Source organism: Mycobacterium sp. E3251, from assembly GCF_001666835.1.
GTDB lineage: Bacteria > Actinomycetota > Actinomycetes > Mycobacteriales > Mycobacteriaceae > Mycobacterium.
Window position 1 is genome coordinate 1 of record NZ_LZJF01000174.1, and the last position, 22,766, is coordinate 22,766.

Annotated in this window: 10 protein-coding genes and 1 pseudogene; 9 read left to right on the forward strand and 2 right to left on the reverse strand. The window is 69.6% G+C overall.

Going from position 1 to position 22,766, the window contains the following annotated elements:
• From A5697_RS21390 to A5697_RS21400, 3 genes are all read left to right on the forward strand, one after another.
• Positions 1-1,941: cobaltochelatase subunit CobN (locus tag A5697_RS21390; protein ID WP_197501079.1), on the forward strand; the 1,941-nt coding region annotated here is incomplete at its 5' end.
• A gap of 98 nt (positions 1,942-2,039) precedes the next feature.
• Entirely contained in the window at positions 2,040-2,426 is a 387-nt protein-coding gene (locus tag A5697_RS21395) for a PPOX class F420-dependent oxidoreductase (protein ID WP_067942985.1), read from the forward strand.
• Positions 2,427-2,431: 5 nt separating this feature from the next.
• A complete protein-coding gene (locus tag A5697_RS21400; protein WP_068011964.1) occupies positions 2,432-3,286 on the forward strand; it encodes a type 1 glutamine amidotransferase domain-containing protein in 855 nt (284 codons plus the stop codon).
• A gap of 5 nt (positions 3,287-3,291) precedes the next feature.
• On the opposite strand, the gene A5697_RS21405 is transcribed toward A5697_RS21400, so the two are convergent.
• On the reverse strand, positions 3,292-3,999 hold the full coding sequence (locus A5697_RS21405) for a dienelactone hydrolase family protein (protein ID WP_067942981.1): 708 nt from the start codon (positions 3,997-3,999) through the stop codon (positions 3,292-3,294).
• Positions 4,000-4,072: 73 nt separating this feature from the next.
• On the opposite strand from A5697_RS21405, the gene A5697_RS21410 reads away from it, so the two are divergent.
• From A5697_RS21410 to lnt, 3 genes and pseudogenes are all read left to right on the forward strand, one after another.
• Entirely contained in the window at positions 4,073-4,609 is a 537-nt protein-coding gene (locus A5697_RS21410) for an FxsA family protein (protein ID WP_067942979.1), read from the forward strand.
• 105 nt (positions 4,610-4,714) lie between these two features.
• The gene (locus A5697_RS21415; protein WP_156673401.1) at positions 4,715-6,247 is read left to right on the forward strand and encodes an amidohydrolase; all 1,533 of its coding nucleotides are present in this window, start codon (positions 4,715-4,717) and stop codon (positions 6,245-6,247) included.
• 160 nt (positions 6,248-6,407) lie between these two features.
• Positions 6,408-9,078, forward strand: a pseudogene (gene lnt, locus A5697_RS21420) (apolipoprotein N-acyltransferase).
• Here lnt and rbpA read toward each other — a convergent pair.
• Positions 9,053-9,388, reverse strand: a complete 336-nt coding sequence (rbpA, locus tag A5697_RS21430) for an RNA polymerase-binding protein RbpA (RefSeq protein ID WP_067926986.1) — start codon at positions 9,386-9,388, stop codon at positions 9,053-9,055. The pseudogene lnt and the gene rbpA overlap by 26 nt on opposite strands.
• Before the next feature lie 169 nt (positions 9,389-9,557).
• On the opposite strand from rbpA, the gene A5697_RS21435 reads away from it, so the two are divergent.
• The 3 genes from A5697_RS21435 to A5697_RS21440 all read left to right on the forward strand — a co-directional run bounded on the left by A5697_RS21435 (position 9,558) and on the right by A5697_RS21440 (position 22,741).
• A complete protein-coding gene (locus A5697_RS21435) occupies positions 9,558-9,917 on the forward strand; it encodes a hypothetical protein (protein WP_082953529.1) in 360 nt (119 codons plus the stop codon).
• A gap of 44 nt (positions 9,918-9,961) precedes the next feature.
• The gene (locus A5697_RS28625; RefSeq protein ID WP_255396000.1) at positions 9,962-10,090 is read left to right on the forward strand and encodes a hypothetical protein; all 129 of its coding nucleotides are present in this window, start codon (positions 9,962-9,964) and stop codon (positions 10,088-10,090) included.
• Positions 10,091-10,255: 165 nt separating this feature from the next.
• A complete protein-coding gene (locus A5697_RS21440; protein WP_068011968.1) occupies positions 10,256-22,741 on the forward strand; it encodes a type I polyketide synthase in 12,486 nt (4,161 codons plus the stop codon).
• Positions 22,742-22,766: the final 25 nt, after the last annotated feature.

Below are 22,766 nucleotides of genomic sequence, written 5' to 3' on the forward strand. Positions count from 1 at the left end.
CCCCTCATCTATCCCTTTCTGGTCAATGACCCCGGTGAGGGCACCCAGGCCAAGCGACGGGCGCACGCGGTGCTCGTGGACCACCTCATCCCGCCGATGGCGCGTGCCGAAACCTACGGTGACATCGCCCGTTTGGAGCAGTTGCTCGACGAGCACGCCAACGTCGCCGCGCTGGATCCGGGCAAGCTGCCCGCCATCCGCCAGCAGATCTGGACGCTGATCCGGGCCGCGAAGATGGACCACGACCTCGGGCTGACGGAGCGGCCGCCGGAGGACTCGTTCGACGACATGCTGCTGCACGTCGACGGCTGGCTCTGCGAGATCAAGGACGTCCAAATCCGCGACGGCCTGCATATCCTGGGCCAAAAGCCCTCCGGGGACGTCGAACTCGACCTCGTGCTGGCGATCCTGCGGGCCCGCCAACTGTTCGGCGGCGAGCACGCCCTCCCCGGGTTGCGGCAGGCCTTGGGCCTGGCTGAGGACGGCACCGACGAACGCTCTTCGGTCGACCGGGCCGAGTCCGCGGCGCGCGAACTCGTCGCCGCGCTGCAGGCCAGCGGCTGGGATCCCGAAGCCGCCGACGGCATCACCGACAACCCCGAGGTGGCGGCCGTGCTGCGGTTCGCGGCCACCGAGGTGGTGCCCCGGCTTGCCGGAACCGCCGCCGAAATCGAGCAGGTGCTCAACGCGCTGGACGGCCGGTTCATCCCGGCCGGCCCATCGGGCTCACCGCTGCGCGGCCTGGTGAACGTGCTGCCGACGGGCCGCAACTTCTACTCCGTCGACCCGAAGGCGGTACCGTCGCGGCTGGCCTGGGAAGCCGGTGTGGCCCTGGCGGATTCGCTGCTGAACCGCTACCGCAACGACCACGGGCGCTGGCCCCAGTCGGTGGGACTGTCGGTGTGGGGCACCTCGGCGATGCGCACCGCCGGCGACGACATCGCCGAAGTGCTTGCGCTGCTGGGTGTCCGCCCGGTCTGGGACGACGCGTCGCGGCGCGTCGTCGACCTGACGCCGATCCCGCTGGCCGAGCTGGGCCGCCCGCGCATCGACGTGACTGTGCGGATCTCCGGGTTCTTCCGGGACGCCTTCCCGCACGTGGTGACGATGCTCGACGACGCGGTGCGGCTGGTCGCCGGCCTCGACGAGCCCAACGACGACAACTATGTGCGCGCGCACGCGCAGGCCGACCTGGCCCAGCATGGCGACCAACGGCGCTCCACCACAAGGATTTTCGGATCCAAGCCGGGAACCTACGGCGCCGGGCTGCTGCAGCTGATCGACAGCCGCAACTGGCGCGACGACGCTGACCTCGCGCAGGTGTACACCGCGTGGGGCGGGTTCGCCTACGGCCGCGACCTGGACGGTCGCGAGGCGGTCGACGACATGAACCGCCAATACCGTCGGATCGCCGTGGCCGCCAAAAACACCGACACCCGCGAACACGACATCGCCGACTCCGACGACTACTTCCAGTACCACGGCGGCATGGTGGCCACGGTCCGGGCGCTGACGGGGCAGGCGCCCGCCGCCTATATCGGCGACAACACCAGACCCGACGCGATCCGCACCCGCACGCTCTCCGAGGAGACCACCCGGGTCTTCCGCGCCCGCGTCGTCAATCCACGCTGGATGCAGGCGATGCGCAGGCACGGTTACAAGGGTGCGTTCGAAATGGCCGCGACCGTTGACTACCTGTTCGGCTACGACGCCACCGCCGGGGTGATGGCCGACTGGATGTACGAGCAGCTCACCGAGAGCTATGTGCTGGATCCCGAAAACCGGAAGTTCATGGCCGAGTCCAACCCGTGGGCGCTGCACGGCATGGCCGAACGGCTTTTGGAGGCCGCCGGCCGCGGCATGTGGGAACAGCCGCAACCCGAGACCCTCGACGGCCTGCGGCAGGCGCTGCTGGAGACCGAGGGCGACCTGGAAGGCTGATCCCTGACGCGAGTGTGCGGCAAGCCGCACACTCGGCATCGAGCGTGCGGCCGGCCGCACACTCGGCACGAGCCGACCGACCGGCGTAGGTTGACACCGTGACACCGACTTTTGCCGATCTCGCCAAGGCGCAATACATCCTGTTGACCACCTTCACCAAGGACGGCAAGGCCAAGCCAACGCCGATCTGGGCGGCCGCGGACCAAAACCGGCTCCTGGTCATCACCCAGGCAAAGTCGTGGAAGGTCAAGCGGATTCGCAACACTCCACGAGTCACCCTGGCCACCTGCACCATGCAGGGCCGCCCGACCAGCGAGGCCGTCGAAGGCACCGCAGCGATCCTCGACAAGTCGCAAACCGCCGTCGTCTACGACGCGATCGGAAAGCGCTACGGCATCGTGGGCAAGGTGTTCAATCTCTTCAGCAAGCTGCGCGGCGGCATGGAGAACAACGTTGGCCTCGAGCTCCGGGTGGCGCAGGCATAGGCCGCATGGGCACCGTTCTCGTCCCCATCCCCGACCGTGACTTCGACCCGACCGAGGTCGCCGTCAGCTGGCGCGTCCTGACCCGCAACGGACATCGGGTGGTGTTTGCCACCGAAAGCGGATCACCCGGTGCGGCGGACGACATCATGGTGAGCGGCCGCGGCCTGGACGTGTGGTCCGCCCTGCCCGTGCTGGGCGCCATCCCGGTGATCGGGCTGATGCTGCGTGCCAACAAGGATGGCCGCAGCGCGTATCGGGATATGCTGGCGTCAAACGAGTTTCAGCACCCCATCGCGTGGGCGCAAGCCGGCCTCGACGGAGTCGACGCGCTGCTGCTGCCCGGCGGGCATCGCGCCCGGGGGATGCGCAGCTATGTCGACAGCGCCGTCCTGCACCGGCTTGTCGTCGAAGCGTTCAAGCGGGGGGTCATCGTCGCCGCCATCTGCCACGGCGTGCTGCTCGCGGCGCGCAGCGTCGATCCCGAGACCGGTCGTTCGGTGCTCTATGGACACAAGACCACGGCGTTGACGTGGGCGATGGAGGGCCTGGCTTGGCGATTGACGCGGTTCACCCGATTCTGGGACCGGAACTACTACCGGACCTACACCGAGCAACCCGGCCAGCCCCGGGGTTACATGTCGGTGCAGTCGGAAGTGACTCGCGCACTTGAAAATCCGACGGATTTCTGCGATGTCGTGCGCGGTTCGCCTGGCTGGCGGCGCAAATCCTCCGGGATTTCACGCGACACCGCGACCGATTCGCGGCCCGCGTTCGTCGTCGACGACGGCAGCTACGTGTCGGCGCGCTGGCCTAGAGACACGCACACGTTCGCGACGGTCCTGTCGCGAAAGTTGGTGTGACGCAACTAGGTCGTCGCGCCCGACGCCAAATGTTCACCGAAGAACGCGAACACCCGGCGCCAGGCGTCCTCGGTGGCGTCCGCGTCGTAGCCGAAACCGGTAATCCGCAGCAGCGGCTGGGCCGGCAGTTCGTTGGCGAAGCTGTGCCCAACGCCGGGATAGACCTTGACGTCGGCGGTGATGTTCTTGTTGGCGATGGTCTCGCGCAGCTTCTCCGGCGCGCCGCGTCCCAGCGGGTCACGGGCGCCGAAGCTGGCCACAATGGGGCACGCCCCGTCTAGCGTCTTATCGAGGTTGCGGGGCAGGGGAGCGCCATAGAACGGGGCGGAGGCGCCGAAACCCTTGGGCGACATGACCAATGCGAACTGGCCGCCCATGCAGAACCCCGCGATGCCGACCTGGCCGGAACATTCGGGCATGGATTTCAGGTGGTCGCGGGCCGCCAAGATGTCGCCCAGGGCGCGGCCGCGCTGCGTCTGCAGCTCCTTCATCACCCGGGTGATGCAGCGGATGCGGCCGCCCCGCGCGTACATGTTCGGCGTGATCGCCACGTAGCCGGCCTGCGCGATGCGCTTGTTCGTCGACTCCTTGTCGTGGGCGTATCCGAACGCGTCGTGGACCACGACCACGCCGGGCCATGGGCCCTGACCGCTGGGGAGGTCCAGCAGCGCGTCGATCGGTCCGTCGGGGGTGTCGATCTCAATCGTGGTCATAGCGTCATCTAACTGCAATCGCCCCGGAAGTCACCATGGGAACTTCGGCGCGGTTGGCGGACGTTGGCTGGACATGCTGTCACGGCTGTTTCTCGGCTACGCCGCCGTCGAGCTGGCGGCGACCATCGCCCTGGTTTGGACCATCGGTTGGGGCTGGACGCTGCTGGCGCTGGCGGGCACCTTCCTGCTCGGATGGGGCCTGCTGGTGCCTGTGATGGGCTCGCACCTTCTCCGTCAGATCGGGCACCTGCGCTCCGGCCTCGCCGAACCGCGCACGGCGGTGCGAGACGGGACGTTGATCACGCTGGCCACGCTATTGGTCCTGATGCCCGGACTGGTCAGCACGGTTCTGGGGCTCTTGCTGCTGGTGCGGCCCGTCCGTGCGGTGGTCGGGCCGGGTCTGGCCGCGATCGCGATGCGCGGCCTGCGGCGGCGGGTGCCGATGTTCGCCGACACGACGCTGTTCGCCGCGGGCGTGCGCCAGCGCGGCGGCGCTGCGGGGGACGACTACATCGACGGCGAGGTCGTGGACGTCCACGACATCAGGCCGCCCGCCCTGCCGAACGAGCCGGTGCGGGGCGGCTACCCGGGCCGGCCCGCCTGGGACTAACCACCGGCCTGCCACCACACGTAGTTTTGCCCTGTGAGTGACGTGTCCACCACGCTCCTGGTCAACGGCCGGGTGCACAGCCCGACCCATCCCGACGCCACCGCCATGGCGGTGCGGGACGGCGTGGTCGCCTGGCTGGGCAGCGACGATGTCGCTCGCAACTCGTTTCCCGGCGCCGACGTCGAGGACTTGCAGGGCGGGTTCGTGGCGCCCGGATTCGTGGACAGCCACATCCACCTGACCGCAACCGGCCTGATGCTCAGCGGGCTCGATCTACGCCCGGCGACCTCGCGCGCGCAGTGCATCCAGCTGGTCGCCGACTATGCGGCCGCCCACCCGGGCCGGCCGGTGTGGGGGCATGGCTGGGACGAGTCGTCCTGGCCCGAGAACAGCCCGCCGAGCACCGACGACCTCGATGCCGTCCTCGGCGACCGCGTGGCCTACCTGACCCGGGTCGACGTGCACTCGGCGCTCGCCTCGACGGGGTTGCGCCGGCTGGTCGCGGACCTACCGGCGGCTGTCGGCTTCTCACCCGACCAGCCGCTGACCGGCGACGCCCACCACCTGGTCCGCGCCGTCGCCCGCGACCTGTTGACGCCCGAGCAGCTGGCCGAGGCCCGCGCGGCCGCCCTGCGCGCCGCCGCGGCCGCCGGCATCGTCGCGGTGCACGAATGCGCGGGGCCCGAGATCGGCGGTCTGGACGACTGGCTGCAGCTGCGAACCCTCGATGGAGGCGTCGAGGTGACCGGCTTCTGGGGCGAGGCGGTGACCACCCCCGCACGGGCGCGCGCGCTCGTCGAGGAGACCGGGGCGCGCGGGCTGGCCGGCGATCTCTTCGTCGACGGCGCGCTCGGGTCGCGCACCGCCTGGCTGCACGAGCCGTACGCCGACGCCGAGGACCGGCTCGGCACCTGCTACCTGGACCCAGACGCCATCGAGGCGCACGTGCGGGCGTGCACCGAGGCGGAGGTGACCGCGGGTTTCCACGTCATCGGCGACGCCGCCGTCTCCGCGGTGGTCGCCGCCTTCGAGCGGGTCGTCGCGCGACTCGGGGCGGTCGCCGTCGCCCGGTGCGGGCACCGCCTGGAGCACCTCGAAATGGTCACCGCCGAGCAGGCCGCCCAGCTGGGGCACTGGGGCGTCATCGCCAGCGTGCAGCCCAACTTCGATGCGCTGTGGGGCGGCACCGACGGCATGTACGCGCGCCGCCTCGGCGCCGAACGAGGCAGTCGGCTCAATCCGTTAGCGCTGTTAGCATCCCAAGGCGTGCCCCTCGCGCTTGGTTCCGACGCACCGGTGACAGGCCTCGACCCCTGGGCGAGCGTGCGCGCGGCGGTCAACCATCGCACCCCGGGCAGCGCGGTCTCCGCGCGTGCCGCGTTCGCCGCCGCGACCCGTGGCGGCTGGCGGGCCGCCGGTGTCCACGACGGCAAGACGGGAACGCTGGTGCCCGGTGCGCCGGCCTCCTATGCCGTATGGGACGCCGGGCCCCTGGACGGCCACGCGCCTCGCGACGCCGTGCAGCGCTGGTCGACCGACCCGCGCGCCCGGGTGCCGGCCCTGCCGCGCCTGGGCCCGAACGACGCCTTGCCGCGGTGCCGGCGGACGGTGCATCGGGGCGCTGTCATCCATGGCTGAGGACTGCTCCGGCCGAAAGGACCGCCCCGAGGGAGCCGGCGAGGCTGAGCCGGTGGACGACGACCTCGGGGCGCACCCGGATATCGACCCGGAGCGCGACGACAAGCCCGAACACGAGGTCGACTCCCCGGAACCCGGCGCGCCGCCGCTGACCAGCCGCATGGCGGCCACGGCCCGCCAGGTGGGTGCGGGCGCGCTCGCGCGGCTGCCCGCCGTCCGGGCGGCCGTGCTGCCACGGCTGACCCGCTTGGCCTGCGCCATAGCGGGCGGTGTCCTGCTCTTCACCAGCTTCCCCTCCCTGAACTGGTGGTGGGGCGCGGTCTTGGCCGCCGCGCTGCTGGCCTGGGTGCTCAAGCATCCGGCGACGACGCCGGCCGGCGGATTGGGCTACGGATTCCTCTTCGGGCTGGCGTTCTATTTGCCGCTGCTGCCGTGGATCAGCCTGCTCGTCGGCGCCGTGCCCTGGACGGTGCTGGCGATGACGTGTGCGCTGTTTCCGGCCCTCTTCGGCCTAGGGGCCGTGCTCGTGCGGCAGCTGCCGGGCTGGCCGGTCTGGTTCGCGCTGGTGTGGGCGGCCCAGGAGTGGCTGAAATCGATCGTCCCGTTCGGTGGCTTCCCATGGGGATCGGTGGCATTCGGCCAGGCACAGGGCCCCTTCTTGCCCTTGGTCAAGCTCGGGGGAGCCTCGCTGCTCTCCATGGCGATCGTGCTGGTTGGGTTCAGCGCGACCGCCATCGAGCTGGAGATCGTGAAGTGGTGGCACGCCGGTAAACGGGCGCACCGCGGCTCCGATGACGACGAACCGGCGAAAACCGACGCGGAACCGCCCGCGGTGGTGCTGCCGGGCGTCTGCATCTGTCTGGTGCTATTCGCGTCCGTCGTCGTCTGGCCGCAGGTGCGTCACGCCGGCACGGGATCGGGCGGCGAACCCTCGGTCACCGTCGCTGTGGTGCAAGGAAATGTGCCGCGGCTGGGTCTGGACTTCAACGCGCAGCGGCGGGCGGTGCTCGACAACCACGTCCGCGAGACCCTGCGGCTGGCGGAGGACGTGCGGGCGGGCCAGGCGCCACAACCCCAGTTCGTCATCTGGCCGGAGGACTCCTCGGACATCGATCCGCTGGTCAACGTCGACGCCGCGCTGGAGATATCGCAGGCCGCGACGGCGATCGGCGCGCCGGTCCTGATCGGCACCGTGTCGGAACTCCCCGGCAGCCCACCGGAGAATCCGCAGTACACCAACACCATGATCGTGTGGAACCCGTCGACTGGACCGGCCGATCGGCACGACAAGGAAATCGTGCAGCCCTTCGGCGAATACCTGCCGATGCCGTGGCTGTTCAGCCATCTCTCCGCGTACGCCAACCGCGCCGGGAACATGGTGCCCCGGCCCGGCACGGACGTCGTGCACATCGCCGGGGTGCCGGTCGGGGTGGCCACGTGCTGGGAAGTGATCTTCGACCGCGTCCCGCGCAAAGCGGTCCTCAATGGTGCCCAGTTGCTCGCCGTGCCGAGCAACAACGCCACCTTCAACAAGACGATGAGCGAACAGCAGCTGGGATTCGCCAAAGTGCGGGCCGTCGAGCACGACCGATACGTGGTAGTCGCCGGCACCACCGGGATCAGCGCGGTGATCGCGCCCGACGGCGCCGAGCTGGTTCGCACCGACTTCTTCCAGCCCGATTACCTGGACATCCAGGTGCGCCTGAAGACGAAACTGACGCCGGCGACCCGCTGGGGTCCCATCCTGCAGTGGCTCCTGGTCGCGGCGGCCGGAGCGGCCATCCTGGCCGGGATACGGCACAATGGATGGTTCCCGCGTCCGATTCGTCGGAGGTCCGAGGCCCCGGACGAATCCCCAAACGCCGGTACGCCCCCGGGCGAAACCCCGCCCGACGAGGGCGGGGACCAGGCGCCGCCGGCGGACGGCGGTGACTACACTCCGCTCCACGAGGGCGGCCGACGACCGTCGCGAAACATCGGGCGACACAGAGGAGCTACATGACCACCGGCCAGCCGGCGCCCCGGAACCCGGGAAATCGTCCCAGCGAGCGCGTCCTGGTGATCATCCCCACCTACAACGAGCGGGAGAACCTGCCGGTCATCCACCGGCGGCTGAAGGACGCCTGCCCCCACGTGCACCTGCTCATCGTCGACGACAGCAGCCCCGACGGCACCGGCGAGCTCGCCGAGGAACTGGCGGCCGCGGATGCCGGTCGAACCCACGTGATGCACCGCACCGCCAAGGACGGCCTGGGCGCGGCTTATCTGGCGGGCTTCGCCTGGGGTCTGAGCCGCGACTACTCGGTGCTGGTGGAGATGGACGCCGACGGCAGTCACGCGCCCGAGCAGCTTCACCGTTTACTGGACGCCGTCGACGCCGGAGCAGACCTTGCGATCGGATCCCGCTACGTCGAGGGCGGGTCGGTGCGGAATTGGCCGTGGCGGCGCTGGGCGCTGTCGTGGACGGCCAACACCTATGCACGGCTTGCCCTCGGAATCGGCGTCCATGACATCACCGCCGGCTACCGCGCCTACCGCCGCGAAGTCCTCGAGGCGATCGGTCTCGAGGCGGTGGACTCCAAGGGCTACTGCTTCCAGATCGACCTGACCTGGCGCACCGTGTGCAACGGGTTCGTCATCGTCGAGGTGCCGATCACCTTCACCGAGCGTGAGCTCGGCGTCTCCAAGATGAGCGGATCGAACATCCGCGAGGCGCTGATGAAGGTCACCCGTTGGGGCATCGAGGGCCGCAAGACCCGCGCCGGCACTCAGCGCGCCGACAACCGCAGCTAGATCGGTCGGGGGTCAGCCGCGGCGGCGTGACCGGATGATTTCGAGCCGCTCCTTGAGCAGCTCTTCGAGCTCTTCGACGCTGCGCCGTTCCAACAGCATGTCCCAGTGCGTGCGGGGCGGCTTCACCTTCTTCGGCTCGGGCAGGTCGCCCTCGATCAGGGTGCCTTCCAAGCCGTTGCGGCACAGCCAGGTGCCGGGAATTTCAGCGTCGTCGGCGAAAGGGACCTCGAACTCTTCGCCGTTCTCGGTGCGGTACTTCGCGAGCTGACGTGGTGCGAGGTCGTGGTTGCGGTCGGTCTCGTAGCTCACGGCTCCGAGGCGGCTGCCTCTAAGGACGCGATCAGCCATGTTGCTACTCCTCTAGGTCTTTTGAACTTTCGGGCTGCTGTACTGCAATTCTGTCCGCTTGGCAAACGTTGCGGCGGTCTGCGTAGTTCCCCGGTCGGTTGCCGGCGTACGCGACGCGACCCTCAATGATACCGGGATCGCCACGTAATCCCGACTAAAGTCGGCAGGCGTGAGCCGCCGCCCCCGCCCGCAGCCGTGTCGTTGGTGCGGTCGCGACGTGTCCGACGCCGGGATGGGACGCCGCCGCCAGTACTGTCGCCAGTCGTGCCGGCAGCGGGCATACGAACAACGCGCCTCGTTGACCAGGGGCGGCGCCGGGGTCTCGCTGGCCTTGCCTCCCGACGCGGTGGTCCTGTCGGCCGACGACGCCGCCGACCTGTCCGACCGGGTCTACCAGGTGCGGTGCGCGGCGGAGGATGTTGCCACCGCGCTCGACGAGGGAGCCCAGGCGACCGAACTGCGCGAACTGTGCGACCAGCTGATCAGGGCCGCCCGGGCGGCCGACGGCTGGCGCCGGGTGGGCGTCTGAGCCGTCCTGACCACTGCCGATGCGTAGCCGGGTACAGTCGCGCCATGGACGGCGCGTCAGTGGTATCCCGGCGTACCGGGGTCGCGGGACGCCCCGGCACCCGCGGGCGCAACGGCGCGTTCCGGATCTCCTTGGACAAGGCGTGCCTCACGCCGAAGCCGGTTCTCCTGTAGCAGCCGGGAGCATCGGACGTTTTGAAATACCGTCAGAGTTGGCCATACTCACCAGCGACATTCTTGGGCCGGAGAGCCGCACGGCATCGCATCGTGCAGCAAATTCCGTGACTCGGCGAGAGTCGCATCGGGGCAGCTGACGGCCAAGTTAGGCGAGAGGTAGTGATGGTGGATCAACTCCAGCATGCGACCGAAGCGCTGCGGAAAGCGCTGGTCCAGGTCGAGCGCCTGAAACGCACCAACCGTGCGCTGCTGGAGCGGTCGAGCGAGCCGATCGCGATCGTCGGTATGTCCTGCCGCTTCCCCGGCGGAGTCGAGACACCGGAAGACCTCTGGCAGATGGTGGCCGACGGCCGCGATGTGATCACCGAGTTTCCGAACGATCGTGGCTGGGACCTGGCTTCCCTGTACGACCCGGACCCCGACGCCCGCCACAAGACCTACGCGCGGACCGGCGGTTTCGTTGACGGTGTCGCCGACTTCGATGCGGCCTTCTTCGGCATCGCTCCGAGCGAGGCGCTCGCGATGGACCCGCAGCATCGAATGCTGCTGGAACTGTCGTGGGAGGCGTTGGAACGCGGCGGCATCGACCCCAGCGGGCTGCGGGGCAGCGCGACCGGTGTGTTCGCCGGCCTCATCGTCCAGGGCTACGGCATGCTCGCCGAGGAGATCGAGGGCTACCGGCTGACCGGCATGACCTCCAGCGTCGCCTCGGGCCGGGTGTCGTACGTGCTGGGGCTCGAGGGCCCGGCGGTGTCGGTGGACACGGCGTGTTCGTCGTCATTGGTCGCGTTGCACATGGCGGTGCAGTCGTTGCGCTCGGGGGAGTGCGACCTGGCGCTGGCCGGGGGCGCGACCGTCAACGCCACCCCGACCGTCTTCGTCGAATTCAGTCGCCACCGGGGGCTGGCTCCCGACGGTCGGTCCAAGGCTTACGCCGGGGCGGCCGACGGCGTCGGCTGGTCGGAGGGCGGCGCGATGCTCGTCGTCGAGCGGCTCTCGGACGCCCGGCGGTTGGGCCATCCGGTGCTGGCGCTGGTGCGCGGCTCGGCGGTCAACCAGGACGGTGCATCGAACGGGCTGACCGCGCCGAATGGTCCGTCGCAGCAGCGGGTGGTGCGCGCGGCGCTGGCCAATGCCGGCTTGTCGGCGGCCGACGTCGACGTGGTGGAAGGCCACGGAACCGGCACCACGTTGGGCGACCCCATCGAGGCCCAGGCGTTGCTGGCGACGTACGGCCAAGAGAGGTCGGAGCCCCTGTGGCTGGGGTCGATCAAGTCGAACATGGGTCACACCCAGGCCGCCGCGGGCGTGGCCGGTGTGATCAAGATGGTGCAGGCCATGCGGCACGAAATATTGCCGGCGACACTGCATGTGGACGTGCCCAGCCCCCATGTCGATTGGTCGGCGGGAGCGGTCTCGTTGCTGACCGAGGCGCAGCCCTGGCCGGCGAATCGACACGTGCAACGGGCAGGTGTCTCGTCGTTCGGGATCAGCGGCACCAACGCGCATGTGGTCATCGAGGCGGTCCCGGCGCCCGAGCCGCCGGCGGAGCGTCCGCGGCCCGCGGCGGTGCCGTGGGTGGTGTCGGCAAAATCATTGCCGGCGTTGAGGTCTCAGGCGGCCCGGCTGGCCGGACATCTGCGCGGCCACGGCGAGTTGGACCTCGCCGACGTGGCCTGGACGCTGGCCGGCCGCGCGACCTTCGAGCATCGGGCCGTCGTGGTCGGTGGCGACCGGGATCGGTTGCTCGCCGGGCTCGACGAGTTGGCCGGTGACGACCCGACCGGCACGGTTATTCAGGGCAGCGCGCTGCCGGCCGGCAAGAACGTCTTCGTGTTTCCCGGCCAAGGGTCCCAATGGCTGGGCATGGGCGTCGAATTGCTGGAAACCGCACCGGTATTCGCTCAGCAGCTCGACGCGTGCGCCGAGGCGTTCGCGGAGTTCGTCGACTGGTCGCTCATCGATGTCCTGCGTGGCGTCCCCGGCGCCCCGGGCATGGATCGCGTGGACGTGGTGCAGCCGGTGCTGTTCGCGGTGATGGTGTCGCTGGCAGAGCTGTGGAAATCGGTCGGAGTCAACCCGGACGCGGTGATCGGCCATTCGCAGGGGGAGATCGCCGCGGCGTACGTCGCGGGCGCGCTGTCGCTGCGCGATGCCGCTCGAGTGGTCACGCTGCGCAGCAAGTTGCTGCGGTCGCTGGCCCACTCCGGCGGCATGCTCTCCATCGCTTGCAGCACCGAACGCGCACGGGAACTGTTGGCGCCCTACGGCAATCGCGTCAGCATCGCGGCCGTCAACGGACCCTCTGCGGTGGTGGTATCGGGCGAAGTGGCCGCGCTCGACGAACTCGTCGGGTTCTGCGCCGACCTGGAGCTGCGCACCCGCCGAATCGACGTGGACTACGCGTCGCATTCGGTCGAGGTCGAGGCGATCCGGGATGAGCTGGCCGAGGCGCTGGCCGGCATCGAACCCACTTCCTCCCGCATTGCCTTCTTCTCCACGGTGACCGGAAGCCGTTTGGACACCGCCGGTTTGGACGCCGCCTACTGGTATCGCAACATCCGGCAGACCGTGCAGTTCGACCAGGCGGTGCGCGCCGCATGCGAACACGGGTACCGCACATTCATCGAATCCAGCCCGCATCCCGCGCTCATCGCCGGCATCGAAGGCACCTGCGACGACTGCGGCGACCCCGAGGCCATAGTGGTTCCCACCCTGGGCCGCGATGACGGCGGCCTCACGCGGTTCCTCACGTCGGCCGCCGCCGCGTTCGTGGCCGGTGTGAACGTGAAGTGGCGTGGTGTGTTGTCGGGTTCCGGCTTCGTGGAGTTGCCGACGTACGCCTTTGACCGGCGCAGGTTTTGGTTGTCCGGTGAGGGCGTCGGAGCGGACGCCGCGGGCTTGGGGCTCGGGACGAGCGAGCACGCGTTGCTCAGCGCGGTCGTCGAGCTGCCCGCTTCCGACGGGGTGCTGCTGACCGGTCGCCTGTCGCCCAGCCTGCAGGGGTGGCTGGCCGATCATGCGGTCTCGGGTGCGGCCGTCTTCCCGGGGGCGGGGTTTGTCGAGTTGGCGATCCGGGCCGGTGACGAAGTCGGCTGTTCGGTGGTCGACGAGTTGACGCTGCAGGCGCCCTTGATGCTGCCTGCCTCCAGTTCGGTTGCCCTGCAGGTGGTTGTCGGTCCCGACGATTCGGGACGGCGGGCGGTCTCGGTGTTTTCCCGCGCCGACGCCGGTTCGGGATGGATATGTCATGCGGACGGAGTCTTGAGCTCCCGGTCGATCGAGCCTGGCGCCGACCTGTCGGTGTGGCCACCCGAGGGCGCGGTCGCGGTGGACGTGGCCGACGGCTACGACCGGCTGGCCGCGCACGGGTACGGCTACGGCCCGGCGTTCCGGGGATTGACCGCGACGTGGATCCGCGGCGACGAGGTGTTCGCCGAGGTGCGACTGCCGGACGCGGCCGGAGGCGTCGGCGGGTTCGGCGTGCACCCGGCCCTACTCGACGCGGCGATGCACGCCGTCATCATGGCCCAGCAGGCGGCGGGTCAGCCCGTCGACGTCATGTTGCCGTTCTCATGGCAGGACGTCTCGCTGCACGCCGCGGGTGCGACCGCGGTCCGCGCCCGGATTGCGCCGACCACGCGGGGCGCACAGAGCGGCGGGGGCACCTCCATCTCGATCGAGCTCGCCGACGGGCTGGGCCTGCCGGTGTTGTCCGTGGGCGCGATGGTGGCCCGCCCGGTGAGTGAGCGGCAACTGCGCGCGGCGGTGTCGAGCTCGGGCCCCGAGCGACTCTTCGAACTGGCGTGGTCGCCGGCGACCGCGCCGGCCACGGCTAACCCGGCCCCGTCCTATGAGATTCTGGAATCGGTTCCCACCGAACAGGATCCGGTCAGCGCCACCTACGAGCGCACCCACCAGGCGCTGACCGCCGTGCAGTCGTGGTTGACCGAGCGCGACACCGGTGTGCTGGTCGTGTCGACTCACGGCGCCGTGGGATTGGCGGGGGAGGACGTCACCGACCTGCCCGGCGCGGCGGTATGGGGGCTGGTGCGCTCGGCGCAAACCGAGCATCCCGGTCGGATTGTTCTGGTGGATTCCGATGTGCCGCTGGACGATCAGGCGATCGCGTCGGCGCTCGCGGCCGGGGAGCCGCAAGTGTTGCTGCGCAACGGCCAGGTCCATACAGCCCGGGTGCGGCCCAGCCGCGCAGTCGACGATCTCTTGGTTTCCCCGGGTGACGGACCCTGGCGCCTGGGTATCAGCAGCGCAGGCACCTTCGAAAACCTGCGGCTCGAGCCCGTTCCCAACGCCGGCGCGCCGCTGGAGCCCGGTCAGGTTCGGGTGGCGCTGCGCGCCATCGCCGCCAACTTCCGCGACATCATGATCACGCTGGGTATGTTCACCCACGACGCGCTGCTCGGCGGCGAGGGCGCCGGCGTGGTGGTCGAAGTCGGCCCCGGCGTCACCGAATTCGCGGTCGGCGACTCGGTTTACGGGTTTTTCCCCGACGGGAGCGGCACGCTGGTCCCTGGCGACGTCCGCCTGCTGCAACCCATGCCGGCGGACTGGTCCTACGCCGAAGCCGCCGCCATCTCGGCCGTCTTCACCACCGCCTACATGGCCTTCGTCCACTTGGCCGACGTCAAGCCGGGCCAGCGGGTGTTGGTGCATGCGGCCGCCGGCGGTGTCGGCATGGCCGCGGTCCAGTTGGGCCGGTATCTGGGTCTCGAGATATTCGCGACGGCCAGCCGTGGTAAGTGGGACACGTTGCGGGCCATGGGCTTCGACGACGACCACATCTCGGATTCCCGCAGCCTGGAATTCGAGGACAAGTTCCGGGCGGTGACCGGTGGTCGCGGCTTCGACGTGGTGCTGGATTCGTTGGCCGGCGACTTCGTCGACGCCTCGCTGCGGCTGGTCGCACCCGGCGGCGTGTTCCTGGAGATGGGCAAGACCGACATTCGCGATCCCGGCGTGATCGCCCAGGAATATCCGGGCGTGCGCTACCGCGCCTTCGATCTCTTCGAGCCCGGCCGTCCGCGGATGCACCAGTGGATGATCGAGTTGGCCGGCATGTTCGACGCCGGTGTGCTGCGGCCGTTGCCGGTGACCACCTTCGACATCCGGCGCGCCCGTGCGGCGTTGCGGTACCTGAGCCAGGCCCGCCACGTCGGCAAAGTCGTCATGACCATGCCGGACGCCTGGGCGTCCGGCACCGTGCTGATCACCGGTGGAACCGGAATGGCGGGTTCGACGCTGGCCCGCCACCTGGTCACGGAACACGGCGTGCGGAACCTGGTGTTGCTGAGCCGCAGCGGTCCCGACGCGCCGGGGTCCGCCGAATTGATCGTCGAATTGGAGGAAGCCGGGGCGCGGGTGCGCGCGGTCGCCTGCGACGCCGCCGACCGGGAGGCGCTGGCCGCGGTGATCGCCGACATTCCGGCGAGCCATCCACTGACCGGGGTGATCCACGCCGCCGGTGTGCTCGACGACGCGGTTGTCACGTCGCTGACTCCGGAGCGAGTCGATGCGGTGCTGCGCGCCAAGGTGGATGCGGCATGGAACCTGCACGAGCTCACCCGCGATCTCGACCTGTCGGTGTTCGTCATGTTTTCGTCGATGGCCGGCCTCGTCGGGTCGTCGGGGCAGGGTAACTACGCGGCGGCCAACTCCTTCCTGGACGCTTTGGCCGCGCATCGGCGAGCCCTTGGGTTGCCCGCGATCTCGCTGGGCTGGGGGCTGTGGGATCAGGCGAGCGCCATGACCGGTGGTCTGGGTGCCGCCGACCTCGCCCGCCTCGGTCGCGATGGGATCCTGGCCCTGTCTTCGGACGAAGCGATGGAATTGTTCGACACCGCACTGGTTGTCGACGAGACGTTCCTCGCGCCCGCCCGCATCGACCTGAACGCGCTGCGTGCCCACGCAACCGCGGTGCCCCCGATGTTCGCTGACCTGGTCAACGCGCCGGCGCGCCGCCAGGTCGACGATTCGCTGGCGGCCGCGAAGTCGAAATCCGCTCTGGCGCACCGTCTGCACGGCCTGCCCGAACCGGAACAGCATGCCGTGCTGCTGGACCTGGTCCGCTCGCACATCGCCACCGTGTTGGGTAATACCACGCCGGAGGCGATCGACCCGGACAAGGCGTTCCAGGATTTGGGCTTCGACTCGCTGACCGCGGTCGAAATGCGTAACCGGCTGAAAACCGCCACCGGGCTGGCGCTTTCACCCACCCTCATCTTCGACTACCCGACCCCGAACGGGCTGGCGGGCTACATCCGCAGCGAACTTGCCGGAGTGCCGCAAGAAATCACGCCCGGCCCGGTCGTTCGCGCAGTCGGTGACGACCCGATCGTGATCGTCGGCATGTCATGCCGCTATCCGGGCGGGGTGAATTCGCCCGACGATCTTTGGCAGATGCTCATCGAGCGCCGCGACGTGCTCTCGGAGTTCCCCGCCGACCGCGGCTGGGATCTGGCCGGCATCTACAGCCCGGACCCCGACGTTCCGGGCACCTGCTACACCCGCACCGGCGGCTTCGTCGACGGCGTCGCGGATTTCGACCCCGCCTTCTTCGGCATCGCGCCGAGCGAGGCGCTGGCCATGGATCCGCAGCAGCGGATGTTCCTCGAATTGTCGTGGGAAGCCTTGGAGCGAGCGGGGATTGAGCCCGGTGCGTTGCGGGGCAGCGCGACCGGCATGTTCGCCGGGGTCTACACGCAGGGCTACGGCATGGGCGCCGCCCCGGCCGCGGAGGGCTTCCGGCTGACCGGGCAGTCGTCGAGTGTCGCGTCGGGCCGGGTGTCGTACGTGCTGGGCTTGGAGGGGCCGGCGGTTTCGGTGGATACGGCGTGTTCGTCTTCGTTGGTGGCCTTGCACATGGCGGCGCAGTCGCTGCGCTCGGGCGAGTGCGACCTGGCACTGGCCGGCGGCGTCACCGTCAACGCCACACCCGACATCTTCGTGGAGTTCAGCCGCATGCGCGGGCTGTCCGCCGATGGCCGGTGCAAGGCCTACGCGGGGGCCGCCGACGGCACCGGGTTCTCCGAAGGCGGCGGCATGCTCGTCCTGGAGCGCTTGTCCGACGCGGAGCGCCTGGGTCACCCCGTGCTGGCGATGGTGCGCGGTTCGGCGATCAATCAGGACGGCGCCTCCAACGGCTTGACCGCGCCCAACGGTCCGTCCCAGCAGCGGGTGGTGCGCGCCGCGCTGGCCAACGCCGGATTGTCCGCGGCCGAGGTCGACGTGGTCGAAGGCCACGGCACGGGAACCACATTGGGCGATCCCATTGAGGCCCAAGCGCTCTTGGCCACCTACGGGCAGGACCGCGCCGAACCCCTGCTGTTGGGGTCGATCAAGTCGAACATGGGACACACGCAGGCGGCTGCCGGCGTGGCGGGTGTGATCAAGATGGTGCTGGCGATGCGCCACGACCTGGTCCCGGCGACGCTGCACGTCGACGAACCCAGCCCGCACGTCGACTGGTCGATGGGATCGGTGGCGTTGCTGACCGAGCCGCAGCCCTGGAAGGCGAACGGTCCGCGCCGCGCCGGTGTGTCGTCATTCGGCATCAGCGGCACCAACGCGCACGTGATCATCGAGTCCGCACCCGTCGGCTCCGCGCCGGTCGTGGAACGCGCCACACCGCCGGTCGTGCCCTGGGTGGTGTCCGCAAAGTCGTTGTCGTCGTTGGGTTCCCAGGCCGAACGGCTGGCAGAACACGTACGCCAGCGCGGTGACCTCGACGCCAGTGATGTGGCGTGGTCATTGGCCGGCCGGTCGAACTTCGAGCATCGTGCCGTGGTTGTCGGTGGAGATCGCGAGCGGTTGCTGGCCGGCCTCGACGAGTTGGCCGCCGGTGAACTCGGATCCGTCGTCCAGGGCACGGCCACGCCCGGCGGCAAGACCGTCTTCGTCTTCCCCGGCCAGGGCGCCCAAATGCTCGGCATGGGCATGGGTTTGCACAACGCCTACCCGGTGTTCGCCGAGGCGTTCAATACCGTCGTGGCCGAATTGGACCGCCATCTGCTGCGGCCGCTGCGCGAAGTCATCTGGGGCCACGACGAAAAGCTCCTGAACACAACCGAATTCGCCCAGCCGGCGTTGTTCGCGGTGGAAGTCGCCCTGTTCCGGTTACTCGAATCCTGGGGCGTCCATCCCGACTTCGTGCTGGGCCACTCGATCGGTGAGCTGTCGGCCGCGCACGTCGCCGGCGTCCTGTCGCTGGAGAACGCGGCGGTACTGGTGGCCGCTCGCGGCCGCTTCATGCAGGCCCTCCCGGAGGGTGGGGCGATGTTCGCCGTGCAGGCCACCGAGGACGAGGTGCGCCCGCTGCTGGTGCCCGGGGTCGGCATCGCCGCGGTCAACGGGCCGATGTCGGTGGTCATTTCGGGGGTCGAGGACCAGGTGTCGGCGATCGCCGACCGACTCCGCGCCGACGGGCGCCGCGTCCACCAGTTGGCGGTGTCCCACGCGTTCCACTCGCCGCTGATGGATCCGATGGTCGACGAATTCGGCACCGTCGCGGCCGGACTCGCCGTCGGCAGTCCGACGATCCCGATCGTGTCGAACCTGACCGGACAGCTCGCGGCCGATGACTTCGCTTCGGCGACCTATTGGAAACGGCACATCCGCGAAGCGGTGCGGTTCGCCGACAGCGTGCGCTTCGTGCATTCGGCCGGCGCGAACCGGTTCCTCGAGGTCGGCCCCAGCAGTGGGCTGACGGCATCGATCGAAGAATCGCTTCCCGACGCTCCGGTGTGCACCATGTCGGCGCTGCGCAAGGACCGCCCGGAACTGGTGGCCCTGACCACCGCGGTCGCGCAGGGATTCGTCGCCGGGATGGACGTGGACTGGCGCCGCGCCGTCGGCAAAGCCAATCTCGTGGAACTGCCCACCTATGCGTTCGAGCGCCGGCGGTTCTGGCTCTCCGGCGACGGCACCACGGTCGACGCCGCGGGCTTGGGGCTTGCACCCGGCGAGCACGCCCTGCTCGGTGCGGTGGTGGAACTGCCGGCGTCCGGCGGGGTGGTGCTGACGGGCAGGTTGTCGCCCGGTACGCAGGGCTGGTTGGCCGATCACGCCGTCGGCGGGGTCGTGCTGTTCCCCGGCGCCGGATTCGTGGAGCTGGCGATCCGCGCCGGCGACGAAGTGGGCTGCGGCGTTGTCGATGAGCTGAATCTGGCGGCGCCGCTGGTATTGCCGGGCTCCGGGTCGGTCGCGGTGCAGGTCGTCGTCGGCGGCGCCGATGAATCGGGTGCCCGTGCCGTGTCGGTCTTTTCGCGCGCCGACTCGGGTTCGGGCTGGTCCCTGCACGCCGAGGGTGTCCTGCGTGCGGGTGAGGTGCAGCCGAGCGCGGACCTGTCGGTTTGGCCACCGGTGGGTGCTACCGCGGTCGACGTCGGCGACGGTTATGAGCGCCTGGCCGAGCGCGGCTACGGCTACGGCCCCGCGTTCCGCGGCCTGACCTCGATGTGGCGCCGCGGTGACGAAGTGTTCGCGGAAGTGACCCTGCCCGCGGACGCCGGGGTCTCGGGGGCCGGGTTCGGCGTCCACCCGGTGATGCTCGATGCGGCACTGCACGCGGTCATCTTGACGTCCGACGGCGACGAGCTCCCCGAAGGTTCCATGCTCGTGCCGTTCTCGTGGCAGCAGATCTCGCTGCACGCGGCCGGCGCGACGGCGGTGCGCGCGCGAATCGTGCCGGTGAGTGATTCGGCGGTGTCGATCGAACTCGCGGACGGATTGGGGCTGCCGGTGCTCTCGGTGGCGTCGATGGTGGCCCGGCCGGTGACCGACCAGCAGCTGCTGGCCGCGGTCTCGAGTTCTGGACCCGACCGCCTCTTCGAGGTCATCTGGTCGGCGCAGCGGTCGACGTCGGTGCAGCCGGTCGCGGTATCGGTTTGGGGCGCAACGGAATCAGACGACCGCACGACGCAGCCGGCGGCGGTGGTCTTCGAATCGGCGCCGGTGGTCGACGACGTCGTGGCCGACGTCTACGCGGCCACGCGTGCGGTCCTGCCGGTGCTGCAGTCCTGGCTCGCTCGCGAGGGGTCCGGCACCCTGGTCGTGGCCACGCGCGGCGCGATGGCGTTGCCGGGAGAGGACGTCACCGACCTTGCGGGCGCGGCGGTGTGGGGACTGGTGCGCTCGGCGCAGACCGAGCACCCCGGTCGCATCGCGCTTATCGACACCGATGCCCAGCTGGACGACGAGTCCGTCGGAGCGGCGTTGTCGGTGGGCGAGCCGCAGGTGTTGCTGCGCGGCGGGGCGGTCTACACCGCGCGGGTGCATGGCAGTCGCGCCGTCGGCGGTCTGCTGGTGCCCCCGGCCGACGGGCCGTGGCGGCTCGGGATGAGCAGTTACGGCACGTTCGAGAACCTGCGGTTGGAACGCATACCGGATGCCGACGCCCCGCTGGAACCGGGGCAGGTTCGGGTTGCGCTGTCCGCCCTGGCCGCCAACTTCCGCGACGTGATGATCGCGCTGGGGCTCTACCCGGATCCGGACGCCGTCATGGGCATCGAGGCATCCGGCGTCGTCATCGAAGCAGGCTCGGAAACTGGACGTTTCGCCGTCGGCGACCGCGTGATGGGCCTGTTCCCCGACGGCACCGGCACGATAGCGCGGACCGATGAGCGCCTGCTCGCCAAGATGCCGGCCGGATGGTCGCCCACCGCGGCGGCCACGACCACGGTGGTCTTCGCCACCGCGTTCTACGCGCTGGTGGACCTGGCCGCCGCCAAGCGGGGTCAGCGGGTGCTGGTGCACGCCGCCGCCGGTGGGGTGGGAATGGCCGCTGTCCAGCTGGCCCGCCACCTGGGCCTGGAAGTCTTCGCCACCGCCAGCCGGGGCAAGTGGGACACCTTGCGGGCCATGGGTTTTGACGAGGACCACATCTCGGATTCCCGCAGCCTGGACTTCGAGGACAAGTTCCGGACGGTCACCGGCGGGCGAGGGATGGACCTGGTGCTGGACTCGCTGTCCGGCGACTTCGTGGATGCCTCCCTGCGACTCGTCGCCCCCGGTGGCGTGTTCCTGGAGATGGGCAAGACCGACATGCGCGAGCCCGAAGCGGTGGCTCAGGAACACCCCGGTGTGCGCTACCGCGCCTTCGATCTGTTCGAGGCGGGGCCGGACCGCATCGCTCGAATACTCGACGAGCTTGTCGCATTGTTCGGCGACGACGTGCTGCGGCCGTTGCCGGTGACCAGGTTCGACGTCCGACGTGCGCCGGCCGCGCTGCGGTATTTGAGCCAGGCCCGGCACGTGGGCAAGGTCGTCATGACCATGCCGGATGCCTGGGCGGCCGGCACGGTGTTGATCACCGGGGCCACCGGGATGGCGGGTTCGGCATTGGCCCGCCACGTGGTCACGCGCCATGACGCGCGGAACCTGGTGCTGGTGAGCCGTCGTGGCCTGGACGCGCCGGGGGCAGCCGAACTGGTCACGGAACTCAGCGCAGCCGGTGCGCAGGTGCAGGTGGTGGCCTGTGACGCCGCCGACCGTGAGGCGCTGGCCAAGGTCATCGCCGATATACCGGTGCAACGGCCGCTGTCGGGTGTGATCCACGCGGCCGGCGTACTCGACGACGCGGTGATCTCTTCGCTCACTCCCGAGCGGGTGGAGGCGGTGTTGCGGGCCAAGGTCGATGCCGCGTGGAACCTGCACGAGCTGACCCGCGATCTGGATGTGTCCGCGTTCGTGATGTTCTCGTCGATGGCGGGCTTGGCGGGTGCGTCGGGTCAGGCCAACTACGCGGCGGCCAACTCGTTCCTGGATGGGTTGGCCGTGCACCGGCGCATGCACGGCTTGCCGGCCATGTCGCTGGCGTGGGGCCTGTGGGATCAGGCCAGCGCCATGACCGGCGCGCTCGGTGCGGCCGACCGTGCCCGCTTCGGCCGCGACGGAATCGTCGCGATGTCCTCGGACGAGGCGCTGGAGTTGATGGACACCGCGCTCATCGTCGACGAGCCGTTCCTGTTGCCCGCCCACATCGATCTCGCCGCGCTGCGGGTCAAGTTCGACGGCGGGACGCTACCGCCGATGTTCGTCGATCTGATCAACGCGCCGACCCGGCGGCAGGTCGACGATTCGCTGGCCGCGGCGAAGTCGAAATCGGCTCTGCTGCAACGCCTCGAAGGGCTGCCCGAGGACGAGCAACAAGCGGTTCTGCTGGACTTGGTGCGTGCCAACATCGCCACCGTGCTCGGCAACTCCAGCCCCGAGTCCATCGATCCGGACCGCGCATTCCAGGAGCTGGGCTTCGACTCGCTGACCGCGGTGGAGATGCGCAACCGGCTCAAGTCGGCTACCGGGCTCGCCCTGTCGCCCACGCTGATCTTCGACTATCCCAACTCCGCCGCGCTGGCCGGTTACATGCATCGAGAACTCGTCGGTGCGGCCGATCAACAGAGTCCTGCCGCCGCTCCCGGGGAAGCCGAAATCCAGCGCGCCGTGGGATCGATCCCGGTCAAGCGCCTGCGGCAGGCCGGCGTGCTGGAGCTGTTGCTCGCGTTGGCGAATGAGGCCGACGGCGGTCGAGGCGACGGACAGTCGCCGGCGGTCCCGGTGACCTCGGAGAAGGACATCGCGGACATGGATCTCGAGGATCTGGTCAACGCGGCGTTGATGGACGACGACGAGTAGCTATGAACTTGCGCAGGGCCAGTCA